The organism is Amycolatopsis sp. cmx-4-83 (assembly GCF_046548815.1).
Taxonomy (GTDB): domain Bacteria; phylum Actinomycetota; class Actinomycetes; order Mycobacteriales; family Pseudonocardiaceae; genus Amycolatopsis; species Amycolatopsis pretoriensis_A.
On record NZ_JAEBEF010000020.1, the window covers coordinates 130374 to 152711 of the forward strand.

The 22338-nt window shown below is 72.2% G+C and carries 21 protein-coding genes; 6 read left to right on the plus strand and 15 right to left on the minus strand.

The window, feature by feature from the left end; genetic code table 11:
• Window positions 1-113: 113 nt before the first annotated feature.
• Genes ACLJQM_RS44520 through ACLJQM_RS44530 form a run of 3 tightly spaced genes read right to left on the minus strand, consistent with a single transcriptional unit; the run spans window position 114 to window position 3686 of the window.
• Window positions 114-2288 (minus strand): xanthine dehydrogenase family protein molybdopterin-binding subunit, encoded by a 2175-nt coding sequence (locus ACLJQM_RS44520; protein ID WP_360781267.1) that lies wholly within the window; start codon window positions 2286-2288, stop codon window positions 114-116.
• A complete protein-coding gene (locus ACLJQM_RS44525) occupies window positions 2285-3247 on the minus strand; it encodes an FAD binding domain-containing protein (protein WP_360781269.1) in 963 nt (320 codons plus the stop codon). The genes ACLJQM_RS44520 and ACLJQM_RS44525 overlap by 4 nt, the downstream gene beginning before the upstream one ends.
• Entirely contained in the window at window positions 3234-3686 is a 453-nt protein-coding gene (locus tag ACLJQM_RS44530) for a (2Fe-2S)-binding protein (protein ID WP_410636215.1), read from the minus strand. The genes ACLJQM_RS44525 and ACLJQM_RS44530 overlap by 14 nt, the downstream gene beginning before the upstream one ends.
• Window positions 3687-3890: 204 nt before the next feature.
• On the opposite strand from ACLJQM_RS44530, the gene ACLJQM_RS44535 reads away from it, so the two are divergent.
• Window positions 3891-4457, plus strand: coding sequence for a TetR/AcrR family transcriptional regulator (locus ACLJQM_RS44535; RefSeq protein WP_410636216.1), 567 nt, complete (start codon window positions 3891-3893; stop codon window positions 4455-4457).
• A 345-nt stretch (window positions 4458-4802) separates the two neighbouring features.
• Here ACLJQM_RS44535 and ACLJQM_RS44540 read toward each other — a convergent pair whose 3' ends face one another.
• From ACLJQM_RS44540 to ACLJQM_RS44550, 3 genes are all read right to left on the minus strand, one after another.
• The gene (locus ACLJQM_RS44540; RefSeq protein WP_410636217.1) at window positions 4803-5162 is read right to left on the minus strand and encodes a hypothetical protein; all 360 of its coding nucleotides are present in this window, start codon (window positions 5160-5162) and stop codon (window positions 4803-4805) included.
• 62 nt (window positions 5163-5224) lie between these two features.
• The gene (locus tag ACLJQM_RS44545; protein WP_410636218.1) at window positions 5225-6709 is read right to left on the minus strand and encodes a CoA-acylating methylmalonate-semialdehyde dehydrogenase; all 1485 of its coding nucleotides are present in this window, start codon (window positions 6707-6709) and stop codon (window positions 5225-5227) included.
• A 23-nt stretch (window positions 6710-6732) separates the two neighbouring features.
• Window positions 6733-7602 (minus strand): aldolase, encoded by an 870-nt coding sequence (locus ACLJQM_RS44550; protein ID WP_410636219.1) that lies wholly within the window; start codon window positions 7600-7602, stop codon window positions 6733-6735.
• Window positions 7603-7728: 126 nt separating this feature from the next.
• On the opposite strand from ACLJQM_RS44550, the gene ACLJQM_RS44555 reads away from it, so the two are divergent.
• Window positions 7729-8505 (plus strand): GntR family transcriptional regulator, encoded by a 777-nt coding sequence (locus ACLJQM_RS44555; protein WP_360781279.1) that lies wholly within the window; start codon window positions 7729-7731, stop codon window positions 8503-8505.
• A 521-nt stretch (window positions 8506-9026) separates the two neighbouring features.
• Here the strand turns inward: ACLJQM_RS44555 and ACLJQM_RS44560 are convergent.
• From ACLJQM_RS44560 to ACLJQM_RS44585, 6 genes are all read right to left on the minus strand, one after another.
• Entirely contained in the window at window positions 9027-10226 is a 1200-nt protein-coding gene (locus tag ACLJQM_RS44560; RefSeq protein WP_410636220.1) for a PP2C family protein-serine/threonine phosphatase, read from the minus strand.
• Window positions 10226-11218 carry a SpoIIE family protein phosphatase gene (locus ACLJQM_RS44565; RefSeq protein WP_360781283.1) on the minus strand — a complete coding sequence of 331 codons (993 nt, stop codon included), beginning with the start codon at window positions 11216-11218 and terminating at the stop codon, window positions 10226-10228. The genes ACLJQM_RS44560 and ACLJQM_RS44565 overlap by 1 nt, the downstream gene beginning before the upstream one ends.
• Window positions 11215-11637, minus strand: a complete 423-nt coding sequence (locus ACLJQM_RS44570) for an ATP-binding protein (RefSeq protein ID WP_410636221.1) — start codon at window positions 11635-11637, stop codon at window positions 11215-11217. Before ACLJQM_RS44570 ends, ACLJQM_RS44565 begins: the two co-directional genes overlap by 4 nt.
• Entirely contained in the window at window positions 11627-12019 is a 393-nt protein-coding gene (locus tag ACLJQM_RS44575; protein ID WP_360781287.1) for an STAS domain-containing protein, read from the minus strand. Before ACLJQM_RS44575 ends, ACLJQM_RS44570 begins: the two co-directional genes overlap by 11 nt.
• Window positions 12016-12876: an STAS domain-containing protein gene (locus ACLJQM_RS44580; RefSeq protein WP_410636222.1), complete on the minus strand. Its 861-nt coding sequence runs from the start codon at window positions 12874-12876 to the stop codon at window positions 12016-12018. Before ACLJQM_RS44580 ends, ACLJQM_RS44575 begins: the two co-directional genes overlap by 4 nt.
• A 73-nt stretch (window positions 12877-12949) precedes the next feature.
• Window positions 12950-13411 (minus strand): MarR family winged helix-turn-helix transcriptional regulator, encoded by a 462-nt coding sequence (locus tag ACLJQM_RS44585; RefSeq protein WP_410636223.1) that lies wholly within the window; start codon window positions 13409-13411, stop codon window positions 12950-12952.
• A gap of 130 nt (window positions 13412-13541) precedes the next feature.
• On the opposite strand from ACLJQM_RS44585, the gene ACLJQM_RS44590 reads away from it, so the two are divergent.
• The gene (locus ACLJQM_RS44590; protein ID WP_410636224.1) at window positions 13542-14753 is read left to right on the plus strand and encodes a PP2C family protein-serine/threonine phosphatase; all 1212 of its coding nucleotides are present in this window, start codon (window positions 13542-13544) and stop codon (window positions 14751-14753) included.
• Between the two features lie 28 nt (window positions 14754-14781).
• Here ACLJQM_RS44590 and ctaD read toward each other — a convergent pair whose 3' ends face one another.
• The 3 genes from ctaD to ACLJQM_RS44605 all read right to left on the minus strand — a co-directional run bounded on the left by ctaD (window position 14782) and on the right by ACLJQM_RS44605 (window position 19883).
• The gene (ctaD, locus tag ACLJQM_RS44595) at window positions 14782-16554 is read right to left on the minus strand and encodes a cytochrome c oxidase subunit I (RefSeq protein ID WP_410636225.1); all 1773 of its coding nucleotides are present in this window, start codon (window positions 16552-16554) and stop codon (window positions 14782-14784) included.
• A gap of 142 nt (window positions 16555-16696) precedes the next feature.
• Window positions 16697-18880 carry a glycogen debranching protein GlgX gene (glgX, locus tag ACLJQM_RS44600; RefSeq protein ID WP_360783697.1) on the minus strand — a complete coding sequence of 728 codons (2184 nt, stop codon included), beginning with the start codon at window positions 18878-18880 and terminating at the stop codon, window positions 16697-16699.
• A gap of 136 nt (window positions 18881-19016) precedes the next feature.
• Window positions 19017-19883 carry a manganese catalase family protein gene (locus ACLJQM_RS44605; protein WP_410636226.1) on the minus strand — a complete coding sequence of 289 codons (867 nt, stop codon included), beginning with the start codon at window positions 19881-19883 and terminating at the stop codon, window positions 19017-19019.
• 114 nt (window positions 19884-19997) lie between these two features.
• Here ACLJQM_RS44605 and ACLJQM_RS44610 point away from each other — a divergent pair, with 114 nt between their 5' ends.
• The 3 genes from ACLJQM_RS44610 to ACLJQM_RS44620 all read left to right on the plus strand — a co-directional run bounded on the left by ACLJQM_RS44610 (window position 19998) and on the right by ACLJQM_RS44620 (window position 22276).
• Window positions 19998-20684 (plus strand): MEDS domain-containing protein, encoded by a 687-nt coding sequence (locus tag ACLJQM_RS44610; protein ID WP_410636256.1) that lies wholly within the window; start codon window positions 19998-20000, stop codon window positions 20682-20684.
• A gap of 145 nt (window positions 20685-20829) precedes the next feature.
• Entirely contained in the window at window positions 20830-21780 is a 951-nt protein-coding gene (locus tag ACLJQM_RS44615; protein WP_410636227.1) for an anti-sigma factor RsbA family regulatory protein, read from the plus strand.
• Between the two features lie 142 nt (window positions 21781-21922).
• On the plus strand, window positions 21923-22276 hold the full coding sequence (locus tag ACLJQM_RS44620) for a hypothetical protein (RefSeq protein WP_247024544.1): 354 nt from the start codon (window positions 21923-21925) through the stop codon (window positions 22274-22276).
• The last annotated feature ends 62 nt before the right edge of the window (window positions 22277-22338 follow it).

Here is a 22338-nt window from a genome sequence, read left to right on the forward strand (position 1 = left end):
GAGTCCCGACAGCCTAGGACCGCGGACCGGTCGCCGTCATGGGCGATCGTCCCCGCCGTTGTCGCGGATGGATAACGGCCGGGCGGGGCGCCGTCGGGCGCCCCGCCCGGCCGTCAGTCTTCGAGGAGGTCCTCGATGGTGATCGGGATGTGCCGGACCCGGGTGCCGGTGGCGTTGTACACGGCGTTGGCCACCGCCGCCGCCATGCCGACCGTGCCGATCTCGCCGAGGCCGCGCGCGCCGACGGCGTTGTGCAGCGTGTCCGGGTACTCGACGAAGTGGACGTCGACCTCCGGGATGTCGGCGTTGACCGGGAGCAGGTAGCTCGCGAAGTCGCCGTTGGCGAACCGGCCGTTCGCCTCGATCTCCAGACCCTCGTGCAGCGCCGCCGAGACGCCCCAGATCATGCCGCCCATGATCTGGCTGCGGGCCGCCTTGTCGTTGATGATCCGGCCCGAGTCGAACACGCCGAGCATCCGCGAGACGCGGGCTTCGCGGGTCAGGCGGTGCACCCGGACCTCGCAGAACTGGGCGCCCCACGAGCTGAACGAGTGCTTCGTGAGCTCCTCGCCCGGCGCCGACGAGCCGGTCACTTCGAGCGACTCGCGGCCGACCGCGCGCAGCAGTTCGCCGAAGGTCATGCTGCGGCCGTCCGCGAACACCCGGCCGTCGGCGTAGGTGACTTCGTGGCCTTCGAACGGCGCACCGGGATCGGCGGCGAGCGCCACCAGTTCGTCGATGGCCTTGACCGCCGCGATCATGATCGCGGTGCCCGCGCTCGCCGTCGCCGTCGAGCCGCCGGACAGGCCGCCCGGCGGGAGCGCCGAGTCGCCGAGCCGCGGCGTGATCCGGTCGGCCGGGATGTCGAGCGATTCCGCGCCCACCAGGGAGAGCACCGTGAGCAGGCCGGTGCCCGGGTCCGCGCCGCTGGTGGCGACGTCGGCGGTGTCGTCCGCGTGCAGCGTGATGCCCACCGTGGCCGGGAACCGCAGCGCCGGGAACATCGCCGTGGCCACGCCCATGCCGACGAGCCAGTCGCCTTCGGTGCGCGTGCCGGGCGGGCGGTGCGCCCAGCCGAAGCGCTGCGCGCCGATGCGGAAGCACTCGTCGAGGTGCTTGCTCGACCACTGCAGGTCCTTGCCCGGCGGGGCGGTCGAGTTGTTGCGGATGCGCAGCTCGATCGGGTCCATGCCCAGCGCGACGGCGAGTTCGTCGACCGCGCTTTCCAGCGCGAACGAACCGGGTGCCTCGCCGGGGGCGCGCATGAACGTCGTCGGCGGGATGTTCAGCGGCACGATCTTCTGGCTGATGGCCAGGTTCTGCGTGGCGTACCACTCGCGCGAGGTGCCGTGCGACGTCGGCTCGACGAACGACCGGGCGGCGTCGGTGCTGCACCACGAGTCGTGGCTGAGCGCGACGAGCGAGCCGTCCCGTTCGGCGCCGAGCTTGATCGTCTGGACCGTCGCGGCCCGGCCGGCGGTCGCGGTGAAGACCTGCTCACGGGTGAGCGCGGCCTTCACCGGGCGGTCGAGGGACCGCGCCGCCGCGGCGGCGAGGAACGCCGGTGCCGACGTGCGGCCCTTTCCACCGAAAGCGCCGCCGACGAACGGGTTCACGCAGTGCACGGCGGTCAGTTCCAGGTCCAGGGCGCTGGCCAGCTCCATCGCCTGCAGGTTCGACGCCTGGTTTCCGCTGTAGACGGTCAGCTCGCCGTCGTCCCACACCGCGACCGCGGAGTGCGGCTCCATCGCGGCGTGGTTCTGCGTCGCCGTGGTGTAGGTCGCCTCGACGACGACCGGGCTCGCGGCGAACGCGTCGTCGATGGATTCGACGCCGTCGGCGAGGACCTCCAGCGTCGGCGGCGCGCCGTCCCGGGCCGGCGGCGCGTCTTCGGCCGTGGCGAGGCCTTCGGTCAGCGACGTCTTGGCCGGCAACGGGCGGTAGGCGACGTTCACCAGCGAGGCCGCGTCGCGGGCCTGCTCGAACGTCTCCGCGACCACGAAGCCGATCGGCTGGCCGTAGTAGGTGACTTCCTTGTCCTGCAGCGGAACCCACGTGTCGCCGAACAGCGGCGACGTGGCCGTGCGCATCTCCAGCGGGTCGAACGGCGAGTACACGCCGACGACGCCGGGCGCCTCCCGCGCCGCGGAGAAGTCCATGGCTTCGATCTCGCCGTGGGCGATCGTGCTGAGCACGACGTAGCCGTAGGCCATGCCGGGGAAGTGGTGGTCGGCGCCGTACTTGGCCTGACCGGTGACCTTCAGCGGCGCGTCCAGCCGGGTGATCATCGGGAGCTCCCCTCGGTCAGTTCGAGCAGCGCGCGGACGAGGGTCCGCTTGAGCAGTGGCACCTTGTACCCGTTGTCGGACAGCGTTTCCGCGCCCTCGGCCGCCACGGCGGCGGCTTCTTCGAAGGCGGCCTGGGTCGCCGGGCCACCCCGCAGGGCGGCTTCGACGGACGGCAGCCGCCACGGCACGGTCCCGACACCACCGGCCGCGACGCGGGCGTCGGCGATGACGCCGTCCCGGACGTCCAGCGCGACGGCCGCCGAGCACAGCGCGAACTCGTAGGACTGCCGGTCGCGCACCTTGACGTAGGTGGAGTTCGCCGCCCAGTCCAGCCGCGGCACGATGACCTCGGTGATCAGTTCACCCGGCCGCAGGTCGTTCTCCAGCGCCGGGGTGTCCCCGGGCAGCTGGTAGAAGTCGGCGAGGGCGACTTCGCGGGTGCCTTCGGAACCGGCCAGCTTCACGCGGGCGTCGAGCGCGACCAGTGCGACCGCGACGTCGCTGGCGTGCGTCGCCGCGCAGGAGTCGCTGGTGCCGAGGATCGCGTGCATGCGGTTCGCGCCGGTGAGCGCGGGGCAGCCGCTGCCGGGCACGCGCTTGTTGCACGGCGAGGCGACGTCGCGGAAGTAGCCGCAGCGGGTGCGCTGCAGCAGGTTCCCGCCGATGCTGGCCATGTTCCGCAGCTGCTGGGACGCGCTGAGCAGCAGGGCCCGCGAGATCGCCGGGTACACCTGCGGGTGTGCGGCGATGGCGCTCATCCGCTCCAGCGCGCCGAAGCGCAGGCCGTCGGAGGTGTCGATGCCGCGCAGCGGGACTTCGTTGATGTCGAGGACGTGCTCGGGCGTGAGGACGTCGAGCTTCATGAGGTCGACGAGCGTCGTCCCGCCGGCGAGGAAGGTGCCGGGGGTCGCGAGCGCCGCTTCGACGGTGGTGGGCGCGGTCAGCTCAAAGGGACGCATCGGCCCGCCTCGCCTGCTGGACGGCCTTGACGATGTTCGGGTACGCGGCGCACCGGCAGAGGTTGCCGGACATGAACTCGCGCACGTCCTCGACGTCCTGCTCGACGGCGGCGACCGCCGACATGATCTGCCCGGCGGTGCAGAACCCGCACTGCAGCGCGTCCTGGTCCACGAACGCCTGCTGCACGGGGTGCAGCTCGTCCTCTGTGGACAGTCCTTCGACGGTGGTGACCGGCTGCTTGACGGTGGCGGCGAGGGTCAGGCAGGACAGCACGGGCCGCCCGCCGACGTGCACCGTGCAGGCACCGCACTGGCCGCGGTCGCAGCCCTTCTTCGGGCCGGTGACGTCGAGGCGCTCGCGCAGCGCGTCCAGGAGGGTCACGCCGGGATCGACGTCCAGGTGTTCGGTACTGCCGTTGACTTCGAGTGAGATGTCCACAGGTCTCTTTCCGCAGCTCGCCCGGATCGGTTCCGGACGGTGGTGGTGGCGGCGATCAAAGGGAGCGGATAGTCATCCGCTTCACCTGTTCGCGAGGCTAGCGGATTACAATCCGCTCCGCAACGAACCGGTCACGCTGGAGTTGCTCCAGGTCTGGGTTAGATTCGGCGGACGGAAGCCGGCGGACGAGGAACGGGAGGGACGATGACGACGGGTTCGGTCAGCCCCCGGCGCGCGGACACCCGGCGCAACCACGAGCGCATCCTCGTCGCGGCGGGGGAGTCGCTCGCCCGGACCGGCGAGGTCTCGTTCAACGCCATCGCGAAGCAGGCCGAGGTCGGGGTCGGCACGGTGTACCGGCACTTCCCGACGCCGGAGGCGCTGATCCTCGCGGTCTACCAGCGCGAGGTGCGGCACATCGTGGAGATCGTGCCGGTGCTGCTGGACAAGCACGCGCCGGACGAGGCGTTCCGGGTGTGGGTCACCGACCACCTGGCGCACTACATGATGACGAAGAAGGGGCTGGCCGACGCGCTGCGCCGCGCGACGGCCTCCCGCGGCGAGCTGCCCGCGAGCGCCTACGAGTCCATGATCGGCGCGATGGCGGCCCTCCTCGAAGCGAACGCGGCGGCAGGCACGGTGCGACCGGGTCTCGACCCGGTGGTGGTGCTGCGTGGCCTGGCCGGCTTGCTGCTGCTCGACCCGGGCGGCGACTGGCGCGATGAGGCGGCGAGCCTCGCCGACCTGCTGTGGCAAGGGATGGCCGGTTAGGTCGGTTGGTCGGGTGGGGTGGGGTTGCTGCTGCTGGAGTGGGGCGGCGATTGACGCGGTGGGGTGGCGGGTCTCGCCGACCTGCTGTGGCAAGGGATGGCCGGTTGGGTCGGTTGGTCGGGTGGGGTCGGGTTGCTGCTGCTGGACCGGGGCGGCGATTGGCGCGGTGAGGCGGCGGGCCTCGCCGGGTTGCCTCCGTGTGGGGTGGCTCGCGAGATGGTTCGGCTGAGTGGAGTCGGCCCGCTGCGGCGCCGGGTGGCTTCGTCCGGCGGCGGTGGCCTGCTGTGGCACAGGGGGGCCCGCTAGCGCGTTTCGCCCGGGGCCGGGCTGCGTCGGCACGGGCCGTCAGGCGGTTTCGTCCAGCCGGACGGTCACGGTGACGCGGCCCTTTTCGTCGCGCCGCGCGGTGGCGTGGCCGGTGCGGCCGGTGTCGTCGAGTTCGAGGGACAGCGGGCCGCCCTCGCCGGTGAAGTTGCGCCACCACGACTTCGCGTCCGGGAGCCGGACGCCGATGGTGACGACGTTCCCCGCCCGCCGGTAGCCGACGGGGGTGGTGAACGTCCGGCCCGACCGCCGGCCGGTGTAGGTGACCTGGGTCAGGTGGCGGCGGACCAGCTTGCCCCAGCGGGGTGACGTCCGCAGCGAGCCCACGCACGTGTTGACGCGGTCCACGGCGGTCTTCGGGAGCGGGCCTCGGTATCCCACGGGGAGCCTCCTTCGTCGGTGACGACGTCCACCGTACCGGAAACCGGAGATGGGTGTTCCGGTTAGCTGGAGGTGGGGAAGGTGAAGCCCGCCTCCGTCCGGGGCCAGCGCGTGGTGACGACCTTCGCGCGGGTGTAGAAGCGGACGCCCGCCGGGCCGTGGACGGGACTGTCGCCGATCAGGGAGTCCTTCCAGCCGCCGAAGGAGTAGTACGACATCGGCACCGGGATCGGGACGTTGACGCCGATCATGCCGACCTTCACCTCGCGCTGGAATTTGCGCGCCGCTTCGCCGCTGCCGGTGAAGATCGCCGTGCCGTTGCCGTACGGGTTGGCGTTGATGACCGCGATCGCCTCCTCGACCGTCGCGGTGCGGACGATCGCGAGCACCGGGCCGAAGATCTCCTCGCGGTAGGCGTCCATCTCCGTGGTCACGCCGTCCAGCAACGACGGGCCGACGAAGAAACCCTCTTCGTGGCCTTCGACCTTCAGGCCGCGGCCGTCGACCACCACCGTCGCGCCCTGCTCGGCGCCCCGGGCGACGGCGTTCACCACCCGCTCGCGCGCGGCTTCGGTGACGACCGGGCCCATGTCGCTCGCCGGGTCGCTGCCCGGGCCCACCTTGACCTCGTTCGCCTTGCGCTCGAGGACCTCGACCAGCGCGTCGCCGGCCGCGCCCACGGCCACCCCGACCGAGATCGCCATGCAGCGCTGCCCGGCCGAGCCGAACGCCGCCGCGGTGAGGTGGTCGGCCGCGTACTCCAGATCGGCGTCGGGCAGGACCACCGCGTGGTTCTTCGCACCGCCGAGGGCCTGGACGCGCTTGCCGGCCGCGGTGCCCCGCTCGTGGACGTACTTGGCGATGGGGGTGGAGCCGACGAAGGACACGGCGGCGATGTCCGGGTGGTCGAGGATCGCGTCGACCGCGGTCTTGTCGCCGTGCACGACGGTGAACACGCCGTCCGGCAGCCCGGCCTCGGCGTAGAGCCGGGCGACGAAGTTCGAGACCGACGGGTCGCGCTCGCTCGGCTTGAGAACGAACGTGTTACCGGTGGCGATCGCGATCGGGTGCATCCACAACGGCACCATGATCGGGAAGTTGAACGGGGTGATCCCGGCGACGACACCGAGCGGCTGCCGGAAGTCGTGGACGTCGACGTCGCGGGAGACCTGGTCGGAGAAGCTGCCCTTGAGCGCGTCGGCGATGCCGCAGGCGTATTCGACGACCTCGCGGCCGCGGATGACCTCGCCGCGGGCGTCCTCGATCACCTTGCCGTGTTCGCCGGAGATGATCCGCGCGAGTTCGTCTTCGTGCCTCACCAGCAGCTCGCGGAAGGCGAACATCACCTTGGTGCGCTGGGACAGCGAGGAGTCGCCCCACGTCTCGAAGGCTTTGCTCGCGGCGGCGACGGCGGTGTCCACAGTGGAGGGATCGGCCAGCAGGACCCGGGCCTGTTCCTGCCTGGTGGCCGGGTCGTAGACCGGCGCGGTGCGGGTCGAACCCGCGGACGTGGCGGCGCCGTTGATCCAGTGTTCGACGGTGTGCACGGTGCTCCTCGAAGTAGTGGTGTTCACAGCAGTCCCACCGCGGTGTCGACGGCCTTGGCGACGTTCCCGTCGTGCGGGAACAGCAGGGACCGCCCGACCACCAGGCCCTGCACGGTCGGCAGGGCGAGTGCCCGCTGCCAGGCCGAGAACGCCGCGTCGGCGTCCTTGACCTCGCCGCCGAGCAGGACGGCGGGCAGTGTCGAAGACGCCAGCACGCGCTCCATTTCGTCCACCACCGGCAGCTTGAGCCAGGTGCGGGCCGACGAGCGGCCGAGCCCGGAAGCGATGGTGATGGACTTGATCACGGCGTCGGGGGAGAGGTCGTTCTTGAGGCGCCCGCCCGCCCACACCGACAGGAACGGCTCGATCATCGCGATGAGCTTGCGGTCGGCCAGGTCGTTGACGGCCTTCGCGGTGTTCTCCAAAACGGCCGGCGTTGCCGGGTCGTCGAGGCAGATCCGGGTCAGCGTCTTGCCGCCGTCGAAGCCCATCCGGTCGAGGGATTCGGCGTCGTAGCAAGCGAAGCGGTCGTCGATCTCGAAGCTCGACCCGGCCAGCCCGGTACGGTTCATCGACCCGAGCACCGTCTTGCCGTCGAGCACCCCGAGCAGCAACAGGTCGTCGACGACGTCCGCGGTCGCGAGCACACCGGTGACGCCCGGGCGCTCCAACGCGAGGCACAACCGCTCGAGGAGCTCGCCGCGGTCGGCCATCGCCGTCGGGTTTCCGCCCACCGCGTTCGCGCCGCGGGCGGGGTGGTCCGCGGCGATGATCATCGTGCGGCCCTTGTCGTTGAACGGCGATGCGGCCCGCACCCGGTTCGCGGCCGCCTCGGCGATCGCTTCCGGGTCGTGCACCCGTTTGGCGACGATGCGCCGCACCACGTCGATCACGCTTCCCCTCCCCGGACCGCGCACCGGCCCTCCCGAGAACGACGATTCCAGCGGCTGCGGACTTTGTCAAGACATATGGACAACACGTCATCCCTACAGTGGCCGCCGAGGCGGTAGCATCCGGGGATGAGCAAGCCGGACATCACCTCCCCGGCCTGGGATGCCGGGCGGGAGATCGTGCTGGACCCGGGCAGCCCCGAGCCGCTGTACTTCCAGGTTTCGCGGCAGCTGCACGCCGCGATCGAGGACGGCAGGCTGCCGGCGGGGGCGCGGCTGGGCAACGAGGTGGACCTGGCCGCGAACCTGCGCCTGTCGCGCCCGACCGTCCGCCAGGCGATCCAGACGCTGGTCAACCAGGGGCTGCTCGTGCGACGGCGCGGGATCGGGACGCAGGTCGTCCGCACCAAGGTCGCCCGGCCGCTACGGCTGAGCAGCCTGTTCGACGACCTCGCCGGGCTCGGCGGCAAACCGGAGTCGGCGGTGCTGGCCAACCGCGTCGAGAACGCCGGCGCGGAGGTGGCCGAGCTGCTGGAAGCGCCGGGGCTGGCCCACGTGCGCCGGCTGACGCGGATCCGCTCCACCGACGGCGAACCCCTCGCCCTGATGAACAACTACCTGCCGGTGGGCATCATCGACCCGACCGACGACGAGCTGCGCGAGCGCGGTCTCTACCAGCTGCTGCGCTCGGCGGGGGTCCGCCTGCACGCCGCCGAGCAGAACATCGGTGCCCGGACGGCGACCGAGGAGGACGCGGAGCTGTTGCGCGAGGAGCCGGGTGCGGCCCTACTCACGATGCAGCGGACCACTTATGACGACACCGGCCGGGTGGTCGAGTACGGGTGGCATGTGTACCGGGCTTCGCGCTACACGTTCAACCTTTCGCTGACCAACGGGCCCCAGTAGCGGCGCGGCCGGGCCGGTTCGCACGGCGGGGGCGGTGGACTCCCGGCAGCCCGCAGCCGGGTTCGGGGGCCGGGCCGGTTTCCGCATCGCGGGGCGCGGCCGCCCGGCTCCGGGTGCCGACGCCGGAGTCTTTGCGGTCGAGGTGATCGTGGGACCGGTGGCTGGCTCGGGCTTCGGGTGTGGGTGCCGGAGTCCTTGCGGTCGAGGTGACCGGGGACCGGCGGCCGGCTCGGGCTTCGAGTGCGGGGGCCGGAATCCTTGCGGCCGAGGTGACCGGCGGGCCGGCGGAACCGGCCCGGCTATGGTCCGGAGGGGATTGTGAGGCGGTCCGCCGCGGGCTCCGGGGGCGCGGCCCGCCCGGCTCCGGGTGCCGACGCCGGAATCCCTGCGGCCGAGGTGACCGGCGGGCCGGCGGAACCGGCCCGGCTACCGTCCGGCAGGGATCGCGGGCGGCCCGCCACGGGCTCCGGGGGCGCCGGATTCCGTGCGGCGGAGCAGGCCGGCGGGTCCGGCCCGTGGCCTTACTGTCCGGAATGGACAGTGAGGCGGCGCAGCACCAGGACCACCGTGTCGTCGGCGTGGCGGACCACGTCGTGCATGCGGGTCACCAGCTCGCGGGGCAGCGTCGCGGCCGGGTGCGTGCGGTGGGTCTCCGCCAGCGCCAGCAGCCGGACCTGGCCTTCGTCGATGTCCTTGCGGCTCTCGACCAGGCCGTCGGTGTAGAGCAGCAGCGTGTCGCCCGGGTCGAGGTCCACCTCGACCAGCCGGCCGCTGCCGGGGTCGGGGAAGCCGACGCCGCGGCCGATGACCGGGGCGGGCAGGAGGCGGGCCGGGCCGGATGCCTTGACCAGTACGGGTTCCGGGTGGCCGCCGTTCGCCAGGCGGGTTCGGCCGGTCGCCGGGTCGGTGCGGGCGAGGATGACCGTGGCCATCAGGTCGGGCTCGATCGCGGCCAGGGTGCGGGACGCGCGCGCGATCAGGTCGGGGAACGGGTGCCCCTCCAGCGCCAGCGTGCGGATCGCGTGGGTGACGGTGAGCGCGTGCCGCGTCGAGGTGACGCCGTGGCCGACCGCGTCGACCAGCGTCACGTGGACCTGGCCGTCGGGCAGCACGAACCAGTCGTAGAGGTCGCCGCCGGTGGGGGAGTCCTGGTCGGTCGGGGAGTAGTGGACGGCCAGCTCCAGGCCCGCCACCGCGGGCGGGCGCGGGCGCAGCGCGTCCTCCAGCTCGCGGAAGATGACCGCGTGCGCGCGGCGGAGCTGCTCGTCGCGCTGTTCGAGGTCGACGTACATCGCGAGCACGCCGCTGTTGGTCTCCGCCAGCTCGTGCTTGAGCTGCCGCTGCTCCTGCGTGAGCGTGTCGGCGCGGGAGATCAGCGCGAGCATCTCCTCGCGCGTCGCCCGCTCGTCGTCGGGGTCGGCGGGCGTCACCGGCCCGCCGCCGGCGAGGTGCCAGGTGAGCGTCTCGTCGTCGCCCCTTTCGGGCAGCAGGGGCAGGGCGTTGCGGCTGTGCTGGCTCACCGCGTGGTCGAGCCGCGCGGTGACGGCCAGCCGCCGGTCCGAGGCCGCCGTGGCCACGTCGACGGTTTCGCCGGCGGTGAGGGCGGGTTCGGCGAGCAGGGTCACGGCGAGCACCAGCCGCGCGCGGTCGCCGGGGTCGACGCCGGCTTCGCCGCAGGCAGTGCGCAGCCGCGCCCGGATCCGGGCCAGGTCGGGGCGCATCAGCCGGCCCGGCCGGCGCGCAGGGCGAGCATGGCCGCGTCGTCGCGCGGGTTCCGGTGCCGGTGGGCCAGTTCCGCGGCGAGCAGCAGCAGGTCCGGGGCCCGGCCGGGGACGCGCCACCCGGTGCCGACGCCGTCGGTGTGCAGGACCACGACGTCGTCGTCGGCCAGCTCCAGGTGCCGGACCGGCGCCGACGGCAGCGTGAACCCGACGATGCCGGGGGTGCTGAGCAGCAGCCGGGACGGGCCGTCCCCGACGCTCGCGCCGCTGACGTTGCCGACGCCGCAGAACTCGAGCCGCCGCGGCGCGATCCGCACCAGCGCGACCGCGGCACCCCGGGTCGTGCGGAGCGCGCGGTGCATGTTCGTGAGCTGGTGCGGCAGCGGGCGGTCCGGGTTCTCGGCGAACACGCGCAGCGCGGCTTCGGCGGCTTCGGCGGCTTCGGGCCCGTGGCCGAGCCCGTCGGCGACGACGGCGGTCCGGCTGCCGGTGACGTCGGCCAGCGCGACGGCGTCACCGCAGTGCTGTTCGCCTTCGCGCGCCAGGCGGAAGTGCCCGATCGCGCCGCCGGGCGGGGGCGGCGCGGGCGCCAGCAGCCGGGCGGCGGCGAGCGTCCCGGTCTCGGGCGAGGACGTGATCCGGAACCCGGTCGCCATCCGGAGCACCGCGCCGAGGCCGGTGCCGAGCGTGGCGGTGGTCGTGTTGCCGTCCAGCAGCCAGTGGTCGAGGTCGGCCATGCCGGGCCCGTCGTCGGCGGCCAGCAAGTCGACGCCGCGCCCGGTCAGCGACCGCTGCACGAACACCGAGCCGCCGGTGGTGTGCTTGTCGATGTTGCCCGCGAGCTCGGCGGCCACGACCGCGGCGCGTTCGGCCAGCACGTCCGGGAGCCCGGCCGCGTGCGCGGTCTCGCGGGCGACGCGGGCGGCGGCGTACGCGGCGCTGGGGTGGTCGACGCGGATGCGGCTGGTCTGCTCGGCGACGGTGGCGGTCACGGCTGCCAGCGCGCGACCGTGACGGTGGTGCCGCGGCCGGGCTCGGTGTCGAGGTCGAAGTCGTGGACCAGGCGGCGGGTGCCACCGAGGCCGTGCCCCAGTCCGGCGCCGGTGCTGAACCCGTCGGTCATCGCCTGCTCGACGTCGGCGATCCCCGGGCCTTCGTCGCGGACCCGCAGCCGCAGCCCGGTCCGCCCGGCGGGGTCCCGCACCACGTCGACGGTCATCGTGCCGCCGCCGCCGTGGATGTAGGCGTTGCGGACCAGCTCGCTGGCCGCGGTGACGATCTTCGTCTGGTCGACGATCGAGAACCCGGCGGAGACGGCGGCGGCCCGCACGGCGTGCCGGGCGGCGAGGAGGTCTTCCTCGACCCGGACGGGGTGCTCGGCGGGCGGGACCGTCCGCTCCTCAGGAAGCATGGGGCGCCTCTTCGGCGGCCTCGGCGGGACGGCGCCAGCCCAGCAGCTCCATCGCCTGTTCCGCGTTCAGCGCCGTGCGGACCCCGGTCAGCTGCAGGCCGAGCTCGGTCAGCGTCAGCGCGACGGCCGGGCGCATGCCCGCGACGATCATCCGCGCGCCGAGCAGCCTGCCGGTGCCGGCCAGCTGCATGAGCACGCGGGCGACGAAGGAGTCGACGACCTCCAGCCGGGAGATGTCGATGATCACACCGCGGATGCCCTCGTCCGCGATCCGCGCGGTCAGCTCGTCGGTGAACGCGAGCGCGGTCTTGTCGTCCAGGTCGCTCAGCAGCCCGCCGAGCAGGATGTCCCCGAGTTTCAGGATGGGCAGGCCGGCGTTCACCCGGTCACGCCCGGCCGGGCGGCGGTGTCGCCGGTGAGCTGCATCGCGCTCGCCAGCGCGTCGGCGAGCGAGCCGCGGGTGACGATGTGCGAGAGGTCGATGCCCAGCTGCGTGATGGTTTGCGCGATCGACGGGCGAATGCCGCTGACCACGCACTCCGCGCCCATCAGCCGGACGGCGCTGACGGTCTGCAGCAGGTGCTGCGCCACGGCGGTGTCGACGGTCGGGACGCCGGTGATGTCGATGATCGCGACCCGCGCCTCGTTGGCCTGGATCGACTCCAGGAGGTTGTTCATCACGACCTGCGTCCGGGCGCTGTCGAGCGTGCCGATCAAGGGCACCGCGAGGACGTGGCGCCACAGCCGCAGGACCGGCGTGGACAGCTCGAGCACCTGGCTGTGCTGCTCGCGGATGATCCGTTCCCGGCCCGCCGCGTAGACCTCGAAGGTCAGCACGCCCGCGCTGTCGAGCAGCTCGTTGACCAGCAGCGCGGCCCGGTAGCGCAGCGCGGAGTCCTCGGTGTGCCGCTCGATCGCGCCCAGCATCGTGCGCTTGAGCGCGAGGATCGCCATGGCCGTGGCCCGCGGTTCGGCACCCGCGCGGGCCCGGCGCTCGGAAAGCGACGTCAGCGCGTCCCGCACCGCGGGGTCCTGGTCGACGATCCGGGACACCGGCAGCGTCCCGGCGATCGCGGTGCGCAGCGCGTCGAGCAGACCGGCGGCTTCGCGGCGGAGCTCTTGGCCGGTCCGGCCGCCGTCGGGTTCCTGGCCGGCCCAGTCCCCGGCCAGTGCGGCCCGGTCCTCCTCCAGCACGCGCGCGAGCACCGCGCGGACCTGGCTGTCGTCCGTGCCCAGCACCGAGCCCTCCTCGAGTGATCGGGGCGCGCTCTGCTGTACGCCGGTTGACTGTTGTCATATAACAACAGTTGTGTCAGCGATGCAAATCCGGGGTCCGGTCCGCGAGGGCCAGGTACTCCGCCAGCCCGCCGGCGAGCGCGGCCCGGCCGGCCGGTGTCATCTTCGCCAGCAGTGTCTCGACGCGGTCCCGGCGCCGGGACCGCAGGTCCTGCAGGTACGCGCGGCCGCGGTCGGACAGCCGCAGCGTCAGCTCCCGCCTGCTGCGCGCGCTGGGCAGGCGTTCCAGGAAGCCCACCGCCTCCAGCCGGTCGCACAGCCTGCTCACCAGCGGCGGGGTCGAGTCGAGCTGCTCGGCCAGTTCCCGCAGGTTGACCCCGTCACGGCGGTCGAGCGCGACGACCGCGCGCAGCTGCGACACCGACAGCGGCCGCGGCGACACGTCCTGCGCGCCTTCCAGGACCGATTCGATGAGGCGCGCGAGAGCGGCCACGCCGTCCGGGGCGGCCTGCTCGCGGGATCGATCCACGGCGTCCACTCTGACATCCCTATGCTGAACCGGCAGCACAGCTCACGCGAATCGCCGTAGACCCGGCACGCCGGAGCGGCGCAGACTCGACAGACTTGCCCGCGCCGGCGCGCGCGGACCCGTGAGCAGGAGGCAGGCGTTGGACAGATCCCTGGCGGTGGAGCGTCTCCTCCGTGACGTACCGCCGCACGACCTGACCAGGGCTTTGCGCGCGGCGCTGCGCGAGCACTTCGGTGCCGGGGCGGTCGAACTGCTGATGGCCGACTACGCGCTGACCGAACTGTGCCAGGTGGGCGAACAGCCCTACTCGTCGGAGCCGATCCCGGTCGAGGGGACCACGCCGGGCGCGGCCTTCGTCGCGCAGGCGGCGACGTTCGAGCCGGCCGCGGACGGCGTCACCGGGTATTTCCCGGTCAGCGTGCGCGGGGACCGGCTCGGCGTCCTGGCCGTGACGTTGCCCGCCGAACCCGAGCCGCCCGTCTGGGCCGAGCTCGAGCGGTTCGCCGAAGCCGTGGCCCACGAACTGTTCGTCGCCGACCGCGACACCGACCTCTACATCCAGGCCCGGCGCTCCTCGCGGCTGACGCTCGCCGCGGAGATGCAGTGGCAGCTGCTGCCCGGCCGCGCCTGCACCCGCGCCGAGTTCGCGCTCGGCGGCCAGCTCGAGCCCGCCTACGCCATCTACGGCGACTGCTTCGACTGGTCGGCGTCCGCGAGCAAGCTCGCCGTCACGCTGATCAACGGCATGGGCGAGGGCAGCGAGGCGGCCCTGCTGACCAACCTCGCGATCAACGCGCTGCGCAACGCCCGCCGCGCCGGGATCCCCCTCGACGCGCAGGCCGAGCTCGCCGACCAGGCGCTCTACGCGCACCACCGCGGCGCCGAGCACGTGGCCGCGCTGCTGCTGGAGTTCGACCTCGCCACCGGTTCGGTCGCTGTCGTCGACGCCGGTTCGCCCCGGCTCTGGCGGCTGCGGGACGGGAAGGCCGAGCGGGTCCTGTTCGACGAGCAGCTGCCGCTCGGCACGTTCGACGGCACGATCTACGAGGTGGAAAGCCTCCAGGCCGCCGAGGGTGACCGGTTCGTGTTCGTCAGCGACGGCGTCTACAACGCGGTCGGCACGCACGGCGAGCGCTACGGCGACCGCGAACTCGCCGAGGCGGTCACCGCGACCGCCGACCTGCCCGCCGCGCACGTGCCGGGCGCGGTGCTGCGGGAGCTGACTTCGCGCCGGCACGGCGGCCAGGCGGAGGACGACGCGATGGTCGTCTGCCTGGACTGGTTCGGCGCGGTCCCGGTGGCGGGCACCGGGACCGGCCCGGCGATTTCGGTGCGCCCCGCCGGGGAGTGACCACCCGCCACGGCGGGAGCGCCCGGCGTCAGCGGCCCCGGACGTCGTCGCTGTCGCCCTGCTCGTCGGGCTGCGTGGCGCCCGCCGCGATCTCCGACAGGGAGGCCGCGCCTTCCGGGTGACCCTTGGTGACGTGGGCTTCCGCGCGCATCCGCTCGACCATGTGCGGGTGGTGCAGCTCGAACGCCGGGCGCTCGGAGCGGATCCGGGGCAGGTCGAGGAAGTTGTGCCGGGGCGGCGGGCTGGTGGTGGCCCACTCGAGCGAGTTGCCGTAGCCCCACGGGTCGTCGACGCCGACGGGTTCGCCGTAGCGGTAGCTCTTGACGACGTTCCAGAGGAACGGCAGCACCGAAAGGCCGAGCAGGAACGCCCCGATCGTGGAGACGGTGTGCATCCAGGTGAAGCCGTCGCTGGAGAGGTAGTCGGCGTAGCGGCGGGGCATGCCGGCGTCGCCGAGCCAGTGCTGGATGAGGAACGTCGTGTGGAAGCCGGTGAAGGTGGTCCAGAAGTGCCACTTCGCCAGGCGTTCGTCGAGCATCCGGCCGGTGATCTTGGGGAACCAGAAGTAGATGCCGGCGAACGTGGCGAACACGATCGTGCCGAAGAGCACGTAGTGGAAGTGCGCGACGACGAAGTACGTGTCGTGGATGTGGAAGTCCAGCGGCGGGGACGCGAGGATGATCCCGGTCAGCCCGCCGAGCAGGAACGTGACGAGGAAGCCGACCGACCACAGCATCGGCGACTCGAACGTCAGCTGACCCCGCCACATCGTGCCGATCCAGTTGAAGAACTTGATCCCGGTCGGCACGGCGATGAGGAACGTCATGATCGAGAAGAACGGCAGCAGCACGGCGCCGGTGGCGAACATGTGGTGCGCCCAGACCGCGGCCGACAGCGCCGTGATGCCGATCGTCGCGAACACCATCGTCTTGTAGCCGAACAACGGCTTCCGGCTGAACACCGGGATGATCTCGGTGACGATCCCGAAGTACGGCAACGCGACCACGTACACCTCGGGGTGGCCGAAGAACCAGAACAGGTGCTGCCACAGGATCGCGCCGCCGTTTTCGGGGTCGAACACGTGCGCGCCGAGGTGCCGGTCGGCCAGCAGCGCGAAGAGCGCGGCGGTGAGGATCGGGAACGCGAGCAGGATCAGCACCGACGTGAACAGGATGTTCCAGGTGAAGATCGGCATCCGCCACATGAGCATCCCGGGGCAGCGCAGGCAGACGATGGTCGTGATCATGTTGACCGCGCCGAGGATGGTGCCGAGGCCGGTGACGATCAGGCCGGTGATCCACAGGTCGCCGCCGACGCCGGGGGAGTGGATGGCGTTGGACAGCGGGGTGTACGCGGTCCAGCCGAAGTCCGGCGGGCCGCCGGGGGTGAGGTAGCCGGACAGCACGATCAGGCCGCCGAAGAGGTAGAGCCAGTAGGAAAACGCGTTGAGGCGCGGGAACGCCACGTCCGGCGAGCCGATCTGCAGCGGCAGGACGAAGTTCGCGAACCCGAACAAGTTGGGCGTCGCGTAGAGCAGCAGCATGATCGTGCCGTGCATGGTGAACAGCTGGTTGTACTGCTCCGGGGAGAGGAACTGCAGGCCGGGACGCGCCAGCTCGGCCCGCATCAGCAGCGCCGTCAGGCCACCGCTCAGGAAGAACCCGAACGACGTCGACAGGTACAGCACGCCGATCGTCTTGTGGTCGGTGGTGCGGATGGTTTTGAGGAGCGTCGCGCCTCGCAGGCCCCGCCGCACGGGACGGTGGGGGATCGGGGTCGCGCGGGTCGCCGTTTCGGACATCGGACTCGCCACCTGGGGCCGACGGGATTGCGGACCTCGCGCGCGTACCCGCGGATCTCGCGCTTACACGCGGGGATCCGGTTGTCACCCCGGTCGTGGGTGTTCAGGGCGGTGAGAACCGCCCTGAACACCCACGACGGGTTCAGCCTTCCTGGCCCGCTGTCCGCAGCAGGACGGCGAGCGACCGCGCGCCGACCACCAGCGAGCCGCCGCCCGGAACCGTGCGGGGCGTCGTCAGCTGGTCGCCCGCCACGCCGCCCACGAGGACGTCGCCCACCGACCGGTGGAACACCTCGCCCGTGGTGGAGTCGAGCACCACCGCCCACTCCTCGCCGTACCCGCCGCCCGGGACGGTCATCGTGATGTCGTCCTCGTGGGCGTTGAAGCAGAGCAGGAACGAGTCGTCCACGACGCGCTCGCCGCGGGCGTCGAGGTCGGGGATCGCGGTGCCGTTGAGGAAGACCACGATGCTGCGGCCGAAGCCGGCTTCCCAGTCCTGGTCGGTCATCTCGTCGCCGCCCGGGGTGAACCAGGCGATGTCGCGCAGCTCGTCGCCGCGGCGGATCGGCCGGCCGGCGAAGAACCGGCGGCGGCGGAACACCGGGTGCTGCCGCCGGAGGCCGATCACCGCCGAGGTGAACTCGAACAGCTCGCGGTTGTGCTCCAGCAGCGACCAGTCCACCCACGACAGCTCGTTGTCCTGGCAGTAGGCGTTGTTGTTGCCCTGCTGGGTGCGGCCGAGCTCGTCGCCGTGCAGCAGCATCGGCACGCCCTGCGACAGCAGCATCGTGGCGATCATGTTGCGGCGCTGGCGGGCCCGCAGGTCGAGGACCTTCTCGTCTTCGGTCGGGCCCTCCGCGCCGCAGTTCCACGACCGGTTGTCGTCGGCGCCGTCGCGGCCGTCCTCGCCGTTGGCCTCGTTGTGCTTCTCGTTGTAGGACACCAGGTCGTCGAGGGTGAAGCCGTCGTGCGCGGTGACGAAGTTGATCGACGCGAACGGGCGGCGGCCGTCGTTCTGGTAGAGGTCCGACGAGCCGGTGATGCGCGAGGCGAACTCGCCCAGCGTCGCCGGTTCGCCGCGCCAGAAGTCGCGGACGGTGTCGCGGTAGGCGCCGTTCCACTCCGTCCACAGCGGCGGGAAGTTGCCGACCTGGTAGCCGCCCGGGCCGACGTCCCACGGCTCCGCGATCAGCTTCACCTGGCTCACCACGGGGTCCTGCTGCACCAGGTCGAAGAACGTGGCCAGCCGGTCGACGTCGTAGAACTCGCGGGCGAGCGTGGCGGCGAGGTCGAAGCGGAAGCCGTCGACGTGCATCTCGGTCACCCAGTACCGCAGCGAGTCCATGATCAGCTGCAGGGTGTGCGGCTGGCGGACGTTGAGGGAGTTCCCGGTGCCGGTGTAGTCCATGTAGTACTGCGGGTCGTTCTCGACCAGCCGGTAGTAGGCCTGGTTGTCGATGCCGCGCATCGACAGCGTCGGCCCGAGGTGGTTGCCTTCGGCGGTGTGGTTGTAGACGACGTCGAGGATGACTTCGATGCCGGCTTCGTGCAGCGTCCGCACCATCGCCTTGAACTCGTGCACCTCGCTGCCCGGCGTGGCGGGCATGATCGAGGCGGCGTACTCGTTGTGCGGCGCGAAGTAGGCGATCGTGTTGTAGCCCCAGTAGTTCGCGAGGCCGCGCTCGGTGAGGGCGTGGTCGTGCAGGAAGTGGTGGACCGGCATCAGCTCGACGGCCGTGACGCCGAGGGACTTGAGGTACTCGACCATCACCGGGTGCGCCAGCCCGGAGTAGGTGCCCCGCAGCTCCTCGGGGATGTCCGGGTGGAGCTTGGTCAGCCCGCGGACGTGGGCTTCGTAGACCACCGTCTCGTTGTAGGGCACCTTCGGCGGCCGGTCGTTGGCCCAGTCGAAGTACGGGTTGACGACGACCGCGCGGACGGTGTGCGCCGCGGAGTCGTCGTCGTTGCGCTCGCCGGGGCGGTCGAAGCGGTAGCCGAACACGGACTCGTCCCAGTCGACGCGGCCGGTGACGGCCTTGGCGTACGGGTCGAGCAGCAGCTTGGCGGGGTTGCACCGCAGGCCGCGCGCCGGGTCGTGCGGTCCGTGGATCCGGTAGCCGTACTCCTGGCCCGGACCGATCCCGGTCAGGTAGCCGTGGTGGACGAAGCCGTCGACCTCCGGCAGCCGGACCCGGGTCTCGGTTCCGTCCGGGGCGAACAGGCAGAGGTCGACGCGGTCGGCGACCTCCGAGAAGAGCGCGAAGTTGGTGCCGACGCCGTCGTAGTCGGCGCCGAGCGGGTAGGGGGTACCGGGCCAAGGCTGCACAGGGCCTCCACAGTGCGCGAATGAACTCCGCCCGGATACCCGGCCGGCGCTGCTCGTACCCGTGACGTGCCTCTCCTCACCCGGACGGCCGCCCGGCCCGGGACCGCCGTCGCGCGCGGCGGTCCCGGGCCCCGGGTCAGCTCAGCTTCTTCTTGGCGGCCTTCGCCTTCCCCTTGACGGTGCCCTTCGCGTCCTGCAGCGGCGCGTACGTGCTGTAGAGCGCGGGGTCGGGTTTGGGTGCGGTGCCCGGGCCGCCGAGGGGCTCGGGTTCCATCAGGTACTCGATGCCGGCGTCGGTGGTCCAGCTGGAGCCCTTGGCGCCGTCGGGCCCGTCGGAGAGGTGCCAGATGGTGTGGTTGTGGGTCTGGTCCTCCTCGTCGAGCAGCGCGTTGGGGGCGATCTCGTCCTCGAGGCCGTCGGCCTTGAGCTCCTCGATCGCGGCCAGCCACTGCTTCTGGTGCACGGTGTCGCGGGCGAGGTTGAACTGCAGCATCGCCTTGACGCCGGGGTCATCGGTCATGTTGTAGAGCCGGGCGGTCTGCAGCCGGCCCTGCGCTTCGGCGGCGACGTTGGCGCGGAAGTCGGCCAGGAGGTTGCCCGAGGCGATGATGTACTTGCCGTTCCACGGGGTGCCGTTGCTGTCGGCGGGCAGGGCGCCGCCGCCGGCGACGATGGCCTGCTGGACGTCCATGCCGCCGATCATCGCGGCCATCACCGGGTCCTTGACGGCTTCGGCGGTGACGGTCGAGGGGGCGCCTTCGAGCAGCCGCGCGACCATCGTGGCCAGCATTTCGACGTGCCCGATCTCCTCGGTCGCGGTGTCCATGATCAGGTCCTTGTACTTGCCTTCGATGCGGCAGTTCCAGCCCTGGAACAGGTACTGCATCGTCACGGTCATCTCGCCGAAGGCGCCGCCGATGAGCTCCTGGAGCTTGTGGGCGTAGACCGGGTCGGGCTTTTCGGGCTTGGCTTCGAACTGCAGCAGCTTCGTGTGACGGAACACGGGTGTTCCCTTTCGTCCGGGGTGGTGGTCGGACCGGGCTTTCCCGGTAAGGGGACGGTTAACCGCGGAAGGTCCGGCGCGTCGCCCGAGGCGGCGTACGCTCGTCTCGTGCAGATGCCGACCCACGGGCCTCCTCCGGCGGCCTTCGACCACGTGTGCTGGGGCTACCGCGACGTCGGCGAGTTCGTGACGCGCGCCCGGGACTTCCTCGCCGACGGCGTCGCCGCGGGGGAGCGGATCCTCTACGTCGCGTCCGGTGACGAGACGGCCCTGGCCGGGCAGCTGCGCGTGGACGCGCGGCTCGACGAGGCCTTCCGGCGGGGCGCGGTGCAGGTGGTCCCGGTCGAGGCGGCCTACCGCACGGGGACCGCGGTCGACCCCGTCACCCAGGTCGAGCGCTACGCCGCGGCGACGGCCGAGGCGCTGGCCGCCGGGTACACCGGGCTGCGGGTCGCCGCCGACGTGACGTCGCTGGTGCGCACCCCGGCCCAGCTGGACGCCTTCGCCCGCTACGAGCACCGCGTCGACCACTTCATGGCCGCCAACCCGATGTCGGCGCTGTGCGGTTACGACCTCGAGGAGCTGGGCGAGGACGTCGTGGCCCAGCTCGCCTGCCTGCACCCCGCCGCCCACGCGGGCGCGACCCCGTTCCACCTGCACGGCCACGGCCGGCCCGAGAGCAGCGCCGCGCTGGCCGGCGACGTCGACCCGGCGGCCCGGCGGTTGTGGCCGCTGGCGCTGGAGCGCGCCGACCTGCGGGCCGCCGGGGGGGGACGATCGCGATCGACGCCGCCGGCCTGACCTTCATCGACCACCGCGGCCTGCTCGCCGTGGCCGCCTACGCCGACCGGCGCGACACCACGGTCACCCTGCGGACGCGCCTGGCCGGTCCCGCCCGCCTGCTGGAGCTGCTGGACCTGTCCAGCGTCCGGGTGGAGGCGGCGTGGTGAGCACCGGAACCGCCGCCAGGGGTTACGACCACGCCGCCGTCCACTACGCGTCGGACGACGAACTGCTCGCCGTCGGCGTGCCGTTCCTGACCGGCGGCATCGCCGCGGGCGAGCCGACCGTCGTCTCGCTGGAGCCGGACCGCGCCGAGCTGCTGCGCGCGGCGCTCCCCGCGGACTCGGGCACGCACTTCCTGGCGACCGGCGAGCTCTACGCGCGGCCCGCCGCGGCGATCCGGTCCTACCGCGAGCTGATGGCCGGGTTCGTCGCCGGCGGGGCGGCGGGCATCCGCATCTTCGGCGAGATCCCGCGCGCCGCGATCGACACGTCCTGGGACTGGTGGGCGCGCTACGAGTCCGCGGTCAACCACGCCTACGACGAGTTCCCGCTGCGCAGCATCTGCGCCTACGACACCCGCACGACCCCGCGCCACGTGCTCGACGACGTCGCCCGCACCCACCCGTTCGTCGCCACCCCCGGCGGGCGCCGCGCGAACGACGGCTACGTCGACCCGCTCGCCTTCCTGGCCGGTCCGCGGCCGATGGTGCTTTACCCGATCCAGCGCACCCCGCCGCTGGTCGAGCTCGCCGACCCGCAGCCCCGCGAGGCGCGGCAGGCGGTGCTGGCCGTGAACAAGACCGAGCTGCCCGCCGCGGAGATCGACGACCTCGTCCTCGCGGTCAGCGAGATCGCCGACAACGCCCTGCGCCACGGCCGCCCGCCGGTCACCCTGCGGATCTGGGCCGATCCGGCGTGCATGGTGGTGACCGTGCACGACGCCGGCGACGGCCCCGGCGACCCGTTCGCCGGCCTGCTGCCGGCCGAGCGCGAGGTCGGCGGCCGCGGCCTGTGGATCACGCACCAGGTCTGCAGCCAGGTCACGCTCCACCGCGACCCCACGGGGTTCACGGCCCGGCTCACCGCCGGGAACCCCTGGCCGGCCCGCTGACCCGTTCGGGGCAACGGCCGCGCGGTCAGCGGTTCGCGGCACCCACACGATGGTGGCCTGAAGTGGAAAGCGCCCGGAAGGCGAAAGTAGGTTCTGCCGTGCGGGACGGAAACCGCAATTCGCCGATTCGAGGAGTTTTCCCATGCTGAAGAAGGTTGGTTTCGTCGTGGCCACGATGGCCGCCGGCGCGTTCCTGGCCGGCGGGGTCGCCGCCGCCGGCACCCCGGACGGCCACGGGCACCACGGTTACGACCAGAACGACCAGCTCGGCTTGCTGAACCTGAACAACACCGACGCGCTGCACAACGTCAACGCCACGCTCGGCGTGTGCGACAACGACGTCAACGTGCTGGGCGTCCAGGTCCCGGTGCGCAACGCGCTCAACGGAATCGGCGTGCCGATCCTTTCCCCGGGTTCGCACGAGGCCAGTGGCGAATCCCCGTACAACTGCGCGGCGGGCGCCATCGCCGACGGCGGAACGAGCCAGGGCAACTGATTCCCCGGGCCGGCGACGTCCGGCTCGAGCGGGACCGGCCGGAAACGAAAGCCGGTCCCGCT

Coding starts and splice junctions, on each gene's coding strand:
- ACLJQM_RS44520 (WP_360781267.1), bottom strand. CDS start 2,288: ATGATCACCCGGCTGGACGCGCCGCTGAAGGTCACCGGTCAGGCCAAG.
- ACLJQM_RS44525 (WP_360781269.1), bottom strand. CDS start 3,247: ATGCGTCCCTTTGAGCTGACCGCGCCCACCACCGTCGAAGCGGCGCTC.
- ACLJQM_RS44535 (WP_410636216.1), top strand. CDS start 3,891: ATGACGACGGGTTCGGTCAGCCCCCGGCGCGCGGACACCCGGCGCAAC.
- ACLJQM_RS44555 (WP_360781279.1), top strand. CDS start 7,729: ATGAGCAAGCCGGACATCACCTCCCCGGCCTGGGATGCCGGGCGGGAG.
- ACLJQM_RS44560 (WP_410636220.1), bottom strand. CDS start 10,226: ATGCGCCCCGACCTGGCCCGGATCCGGGCGCGGCTGCGCACTGCCTGC.
- ACLJQM_RS44570 (WP_410636221.1), bottom strand. CDS start 11,637: ATGCTTCCTGAGGAGCGGACGGTCCCGCCCGCCGAGCACCCCGTCCGG.
- ctaD (WP_410636225.1), bottom strand. CDS start 16,554: ATGTCCGAAACGGCGACCCGCGCGACCCCGATCCCCCACCGTCCCGTG.
- ACLJQM_RS44610 (WP_410636256.1), top strand. CDS start 19,998: ATGCCGACCCACGGGCCTCCTCCGGCGGCCTTCGACCACGTGTGCTGG.
- ACLJQM_RS44620 (WP_247024544.1), top strand. CDS start 21,923: ATGCTGAAGAAGGTTGGTTTCGTCGTGGCCACGATGGCCGCCGGCGCG.